This window comes from Thermosphaera sp., assembly GCF_059755995.1.
The window spans coordinates 1-6594 of sequence record NZ_DBOUKL010000034.1 but is presented as its reverse complement, the minus strand read 5'-3'; the positions used below and the strand labels follow the sequence as shown (position 1 = coordinate 6594).

The following is a 6594-nucleotide window of genomic DNA, read 5'->3' as shown; positions in this document are numbered from 1 at the left end:
CCTCAAGACGTATCGGGCCCTTCGGTATCTGGTCGAGGAGTTGCTTTATCATTGAGATAGACTCTAAAGTTTCCTCAACCCTTACCAGGGCTCTCGCCATGTTGTCTCCCTCAGTGTAGACCGGTACTTTGAAAGATACATGCTTGTAAGCAGCGTAGGGCAGGTCTCTTCTAGCGTCTCTGTCTATGCCTGAGGCTCTTGCAACAGGGCCTTCAACCCCTAGCTTAACAGCATCCTCTTTCGGTAGGACACCGGTCCCAGTTAGCCTCCGCTTAACCTGGGGCACGGAGACCGCTACCTCTACTAGCTCCTTGAACTCTTTCTCAAGAGTCTCCAGGGTTTCCAGGATCTTCGGCTTCTTCTCCTCGTTAATATCCTTCCTCACTCCCCCGACAAGGTTTATCCCGTAGGTTTTCCTGCTCCCTGTTAGGTATTCTGAAAGGTACATTACTTTCTCGCGAATCCTCCACATGTGCATGAAGCCTGCGTCGTAACCCACCAGGTGGAAGGCCACGCCGAGCCAGAGGAGGTGGCTGTGAAGCCTTTCAACCTCCAGGATTATGCTCCTGATGTACTGGGCTCTCTCGGGGACGTCGAGCTTTGCAGCCTTCTCAACCGCAAGAGCGTAGCAAGTGCTGTGTTCAAACCCGCATATCCCGCATATTCTCTCAGCTAGGAAGTTTACCTGCTGGTAAGTCATCCTCGACTCTCCGAGCTTCTCAATCCCTCTGTGAACGTGGAACCCCCTGTATTTGACGTCGACCACTCTCTCTCCTTCAACATACAGCTCGAAGTACTCGGGCTCGTGGAGCGCTGGATGGTAAGGCCCCACCGGCACAGTTGAGGATTCCTCGGTAACCGACACCTTCTCGCTCACGGGAATAATGTTTGGGCGTTTATCGTACTGGAAATCCTTCCTCAAAGGGTAGACCTCTGAGGGCCAGCCTGGCGGTAGGACAAGCCTGTAGGCGCTCCTGCCCTCGAACTCTATTCCAACCAGGTCCCGCGCTTCCATTTCACACCAGTCTGCAGCAGGGACCTGGTCAACAATGCTCGGCGCCCTGGGCTTGTCTCCCTCCAGATAGGTTTTCAAAGTAATGTACAAGCCGTTGGCGTCATCCGTGAAAAGGTGGGTGAGCGAGAAGAAGCCGTTTAAGGGTCGTTCATCGGTCGCAACACAGGTTCTGTGAACGCATTTAAACTCGTTGAAGAGCTTTTCAGCTAACCCGGGGATGTGCTCCGGCTTGGATACTATGTGGATTGTATCACCGTCCACGGTTATCGATGCGCCGGCAAATTCCGCTAGTTTTACGTATTTATCTATTATAGAAGGATCTCTAAGCATGATAAACACCTATCAATAACCCTGTTATAGATAATGCCATTAAAGGTATATAAAGCTTGAGAAGGCTTGCAGGAGCAAGATCTATCCTAGTCCTCCCAACCACCGTGGCGGCAACACCGTAGATAACCCACATTACAATTATTAGCGGTAGTAGGATTAGGGGTGTCAGGAGCCCTGGGCTGGTTAAGGCTTGCAGAATGATGGCAAGGGGAACCATTTTAGCGAGGAGTCTCCTAGTCAGCAAGGCGTAAACGTAGGCTGCGAGCAAGGGTCCGCTGAACTCTACGAAAACCCCTGATGCAAGCTCAACTTCTGCTTCAGCGATATCGAAAGGCGGGCGCCCAGTGCTCACGTAGCTCGTTACAAACAATGTTATCATGGCGGATAAAAGCCCTATGTAAGTATATGGGGAGACGGCTCTCCCTCCCAGTATGAAGGAGATAACCCCAACAGAGATTATCATTGTAAACTCGTTCACAAGGGAGACAACAACTTCTCTATAACCTCCTATCTGTGAAAACGGGTTTGGAACGAGGAGGGGTGTCATGGTGCTTGATGCTTGAGCAACCAGAAATAATGCTAACCCTGTGAACAGGATTTGAAAACTCCTTTCTACGATGATGAAGTAGTTTAGAGCAATCAGTGATGAGAGCTGTAGAATTATGGTTAGCGACACCATGTAGGTGGCTAAGGCGGAGCCCGTGAAGGGTTTAACCTCCTTGCCCATGAGTTTAAGGAAGTCGTATAGTGTTTGAGTTACGGGTGGTCCTATTCGTGTTTGAATAGTTGCTTTAACCTTCCTCTCCAAGCCGTCGAGCAGCAAGGGTAGTATAAGCATCACGGCCGACACGATCCCTACCAGTATTATCTCGAACACATGCTCACCTCAAGCCAGGTATGTTACAAGCCAAATTATCAAGATCGCGACCAGCCCGAACCAGAGAGATGCCATTATCATGGACTCTATCATTGTTATTTGAACCTTGTTGAGAATGATGGACAGCTTATTTACCACGTATCCTAGTTTAATGAAGAATGCATCACCCATGTTTATAGAGTACTGTAGTATTCCTCTAAGCAGGTCTGCCCGCGAGCTCCTACCTCTGTGAAGGGTTTTCTCCAGCAGCTTCTCAAACCATCGCATCGCGCTTCCTTTAGCCGAGCTCATGCTTCAACACCCGATAACCACTGCTCCTTCTCCTCTCTAACCTCTCTCAGGTTTCGCACACATATTAGTATGGTTAACGGGGTTGTTAAAGCGATGATTATTAGGAGTGTGTAAATCCAGAAGTCAGCTGGGAAAACGGAGAGCAGGAGGTAGGAGAGTACTATTGTGAATAAGGATAGGAAGTAGTCTCCAACCAGCTCGGGGTTGTTGAGGTTTTCAGGCGGGATTTTCAGCGGTGGCTTAATAGATGAGGTATAGGCTGCTATGAACTTGCTCATGTATATCACGGTTATCACGGTTGAGAAGCTGATTATAGCGAGCACCGGGAGGGCTAGCAAACTCCCTGTTAGAACAAGGGAGAGCGTGGTGAGTATCAGGAGGAATTTCACAATGAAGCCGGGGGTTGGCGGGAAGCCAGCCAGGTTGAGGAATGTTAGGAAGGCTATGTTGAGCGCGTTTGGCGAGACAAGGCCCAGGAAGCCTAGCTTGTAGAGCTCGTGAGTGTTCGAGAGCTGCTCCATTATTGAAATGTTCACGAAGCCTAAGGCCTTGGCTATGCCGTGATATACGACGTATACGACTATTAAAGTCTGTATGATGGGCTCCCTGACCAAGCCGTAGAGTGCGAACAGCATTGTAACAACGCCCATGTGCCCTAGTGAGCTGTACACTATCACTCTTTTAACGTCTGTTTGAACAGTCGTCATTAAGTAGCCGTACACGGATGTTATTATGCCCTGCGCCATCATGATGTAGAATACTGCAGGGTTGAGGCTGAACATTGAAATCACTATGAAGAGTGAGAAAGCACCCATTTTCAACAGCAACCCGCTTATCACGGAGGAGCCTGGGGAGGGCGCGTGGTAGTGTGCTGTTGGGAGCCATGAGTGCAGGGGGAATTGGCCGAGCTTGGTGAGGAAACCTATGACTAGGATTAGTGATTCGAGAATTCCAACGCTCATGCTGGTAGCGGAGAGCTCGGTGAGCGGGGTTAGCAGGGACTCTATGAAGCCGTATTTCTGGGAGGCAAGCACCCATATAGATAGTATTGAGATATCGCCCGGGGTCGCACAGAAGACAAGGTATTTTATTGCCACAGGGTAGTTCTCATAGCCTTTCTCCATCAGTATTAGGAGGACTGAGACCAGTTCTAGAACTATCCAGAGAGTTATTGCTTCGATAAGGGTTTCAGAAGAGAACAACAGTATGATCAGGGAGAGCATGGTGTCCATTACCAGTTGCTGATACATCACCTTACCGTAGATTACCTTGTAGTAGCCCTCGGTGTGGAGGGTTAAGCCTACAGCCGCTATTGTGGAGAGAAGCATGAAATACGGCTGGAACCATAAAAGCTCTATCATTCCTGCGAGGAAGAAGAGCCCGGGGATGAGGAATCCGAGTATTCTTAAAACTTTTGAAAGCCTGGGGTAGGAGTCCACTATCAGGGCTCCCGTGACTGGGAGGAGGATGGCAAGTATTACGTATGTTTTAACCAGCATGTTCACGCGGGCTCACCCCTCTGAACGCGACTGAGAACAATGTTGCTACTAGGACAGGTATCATCATGGTGAACGATACCACAAGGGCTATTGTGGAGAATCCTGATATGAGTATTGTGAGATTGTAGAGAACGTTGAGCGTTCCAAGCGCTAGGATAGCAACCTGGGGTTTCAAGTCAACATTGTTAACAGGCTGGAGCACCCCCCTCCCCTTCCTCAGGTATATTTTGAAGTAGTTTATGCTTATTGATATAGTTGTGGCAATGTAGAACGCTATTCCCAGCAGGATGATTGTTTTAGTCAAGTCTAAGCCCTGGTATAGGATTGCGTAAATGCTTAGAAACTTCGAGGTGAACCCGATGGTTCCAGGTATCCCAAGCATGGTGAAAACGGCTAGCAACCCGCCTATGGAGGATACCGGCATGATTGTTGAGACCCCGTGCAGCCCGTGAATGTACCTGCTGCCGTAAGCATACTCTACTAAACCCATTTCAGCGAACAATGTGGTCTTGTAGGCTGTGTGCATTACTATTGATGTCAGCAAGGCCAGGAAGACGTACTCGCCCGGGTATAAGAGGTATAGGGCGAATACTAGGCTTATGAACCCGTTGGTCGATATCGTCGCGTATGCCAGCATCTTCTTGCCATCTCTTTGCTGAGTAGCTTGCAACCCGCCGTAGATTATTGAGAATATTCCGGAAACTATCAGGTAGAAAGCTATGATAGGCTCGTACTCTCCAAAGTCAACCAGGCTTACAACCCTGTACAAGCCTAGGAAGCCCAGCGGTGTCATGACACCGCTTAAAAGCGCTGAAGCAGGGGATGGGGCGGCGGAGTGTGCGCTTGGAAGCCAGAAGTGCAACGGTACTGTTGCGGCCTTGGTCACGAACCCCGCTATCAGCAAGGGTATAAGGTATGCGGGTACCATTGTCTTAACGGTTGCGAGGTCTGTGAAGCTTTTTAAAAGGTTTTGAAAACTCATCGCACCTGCGACCAGCAGTACCGATGTAATGATCATGGTGAAGACTGTTACCTCGAAAGTTAGCGTTGAAGTGAAGATGAAGCCCCTGCTAGAGGTGAGGGAGCCCTCGTACGAGTGCTCCTCTCCTTCCTTTATTAAAGCGTATGCGAGGACTTCGGATATTGTCCAGAAGGTGGCGAGGGCTAGTATGTTGAACGAGGCATATGTCGTGGTTAAACACAGTATTAAGAGGTCGAGCAGGGTGCTGGCTGTTGGCGAGTAGTTGTTGATTCTGAAGTAGTCGTAGGCGTAGATTGAGATTATGCTCCCCGAGGCAATGGTTGAGACCGCTAGCACGGCTCCGAAAGCATCGAGCGCTCCATTAGCGTGTAAGCCGTAAACACTAATGGTTAAAAAGATCGCGGAGAAGACTTTTAAAGGAATAACCTGGGCGGGTGAAAAACTCTTCTTGAAACTGGGTAGGAGGAACAAAACCGCACCTAGGATGTAGAAAAAGATTGCTGTTAACAAATCCATAGAAATCCCTTGGCTACTTAAGGGATTCATACCTTGCCTTAGCCCAGGATTCAGCAGTCTTCTTCTTAGCTATGTCGAACACTACAGGTTCAGCGGAGTACACTATCGCCCCTGTCGGGCACAGGGAGCTGCAGCCTGGCTCAAGCCCTTTCTTCCTCTGATCCGAGCACAGGTCGCACTTCGTGGATATTCTCAGCGCCTTGTCAAGCTGCGGTATGCCGAACGGGCATGCGTACAGGCATGCCATGCAGCCTATGCACTTGCTCGCTATAACGTATACGGACCCTTCCTTATCCCTTGTCATGGCTCCCGTTGGACACACGTCTATGCATGGGGCTTTAGCGCAGTGGAGGCATGAAACCGGTATTTCAAGGCCTAGAGAGGTCCTGTAGACCTTGATGTATGGTTTTCCTTCATGGATGAAGCCGCATGCTGCTTCGCATGCTCCGCATCCTATGCACGTTCCTATGTCTATTATCCTAAGGTATCTTTGAGGGGATGTGGATGGGTTATCTAGACTCATCAAGCTCACCTCGCGAGTGGTTGTTTAACCAGTTTCGCCTGGATCCAGCTGTTCATGAACCTTGCCGCGTAGAGGCCGCTTCTCGTTGCGGGGCCTATCTTGCTTGGACCGTTGACCACGTCGCCTGCTGCGAAGACTTTCGGGTTGCCTGTCTGATACCTCTCGTTAACAACTATCGTGTTGCTCCTGGTCAGCTTTATCCCAAGCTTGTTCAAGACTTCCTCGCTAGGGCTTACTGGAGGGGTTGCGGTCTCCCCTGTTGCGAAAACCACTGTGTCAGCCTCTATTATAAACTCTGATCCCTCAATCGGCACTGGCTGGGGTCTCCCAGTCTCATCCGGCGGGCCGAGCCTCATCTTCTGCATCTTAATGCCTTTCACCCACCCGTTCTCAGCCAGTATCTCCACCGGCGCTACAAGCTCCTGGAACTCCACGCCCATCCGCTGAATCCTTTCAATCTCGAAAATCCCTGCCGGCGCCTCGTTAATGGTTCTCCTGTACAATAGGTATGACTCCGCGCCTTCTCTAAGCGCCTGCTCCGCAGCATCTACAGCACTGTAC

At 49.9% G+C, this 6594-nt stretch carries 7 protein-coding genes; all 7 read right to left on the bottom strand.

From position 1 onward, the window contains the following. The coding region (locus tag AC3OH0_RS03805; RefSeq protein ID WP_498344835.1) for a hydrogenase large subunit at window positions 1–1345 on the bottom strand (1345 nt) is incomplete at its 3' end. Continuing rightward, complete coding sequence (locus AC3OH0_RS03800) at window positions 1338–2222, bottom strand: NADH-quinone oxidoreductase subunit H (RefSeq protein ID WP_498344834.1); 885 nt, start codon at window positions 2220–2222, stop codon at window positions 1338–1340. The genes AC3OH0_RS03805 and AC3OH0_RS03800, both read right to left, overlap by 8 nt. Window positions 2223–2231: 9 nt before the next feature. Continuing rightward, complete coding sequence (locus AC3OH0_RS03795; protein ID WP_498344833.1) at window positions 2232–2513, bottom strand: hypothetical protein; 282 nt, start codon at window positions 2511–2513, stop codon at window positions 2232–2234. Continuing rightward, window positions 2510–4012 carry a proton-conducting transporter transmembrane domain-containing protein gene (locus AC3OH0_RS03790; RefSeq protein WP_498344836.1) on the bottom strand — a complete coding sequence of 501 codons (1503 nt, stop codon included), beginning with the start codon at window positions 4010–4012 and terminating at the stop codon, window positions 2510–2512. The genes AC3OH0_RS03795 and AC3OH0_RS03790 overlap by 4 nt, the downstream gene beginning before the upstream one ends. Further along, a complete protein-coding gene (locus AC3OH0_RS03785; RefSeq protein WP_498344832.1) occupies window positions 4002–5510 on the bottom strand; it encodes a proton-conducting transporter transmembrane domain-containing protein in 1509 nt (502 codons plus the stop codon). Before AC3OH0_RS03785 ends, AC3OH0_RS03790 begins: the two co-directional genes overlap by 11 nt. A gap of 13 nt (window positions 5511–5523) precedes the next feature. Continuing rightward, on the bottom strand, window positions 5524–6033 hold the full coding sequence (locus AC3OH0_RS03780; protein WP_498344831.1) for a 4Fe-4S dicluster domain-containing protein: 510 nt from the start codon (window positions 6031–6033) through the stop codon (window positions 5524–5526). A gap of 5 nt (window positions 6034–6038) precedes the next feature. Beyond that, window positions 6039–6594: FAD-dependent oxidoreductase (locus tag AC3OH0_RS03775; RefSeq protein WP_498344830.1), on the bottom strand; the 556-nt coding region annotated here is incomplete at its 5' end.

What these genes read in the sequence shown, in the direction of transcription:
- AC3OH0_RS03795 (WP_498344833.1), bottom strand. Translation starts at nt 2,513, where the DNA reads ATGAGCTCGGCTAAAGGAAGCGCGATGCGATGGTTTGAGAAGCTGCTG.
- AC3OH0_RS03790 (WP_498344836.1), bottom strand. Translation starts at nt 4,012, where the DNA reads ATGCTGGTTAAAACATACGTAATACTTGCCATCCTCCTCCCAGTCACG.
- AC3OH0_RS03785 (WP_498344832.1), bottom strand. Translation starts at nt 5,510, where the DNA reads ATGGATTTGTTAACAGCAATCTTTTTCTACATCCTAGGTGCGGTTTTG.
- AC3OH0_RS03780 (WP_498344831.1), bottom strand. Translation starts at nt 6,033, where the DNA reads ATGAGTCTAGATAACCCATCCACATCCCCTCAAAGATACCTTAGGATA.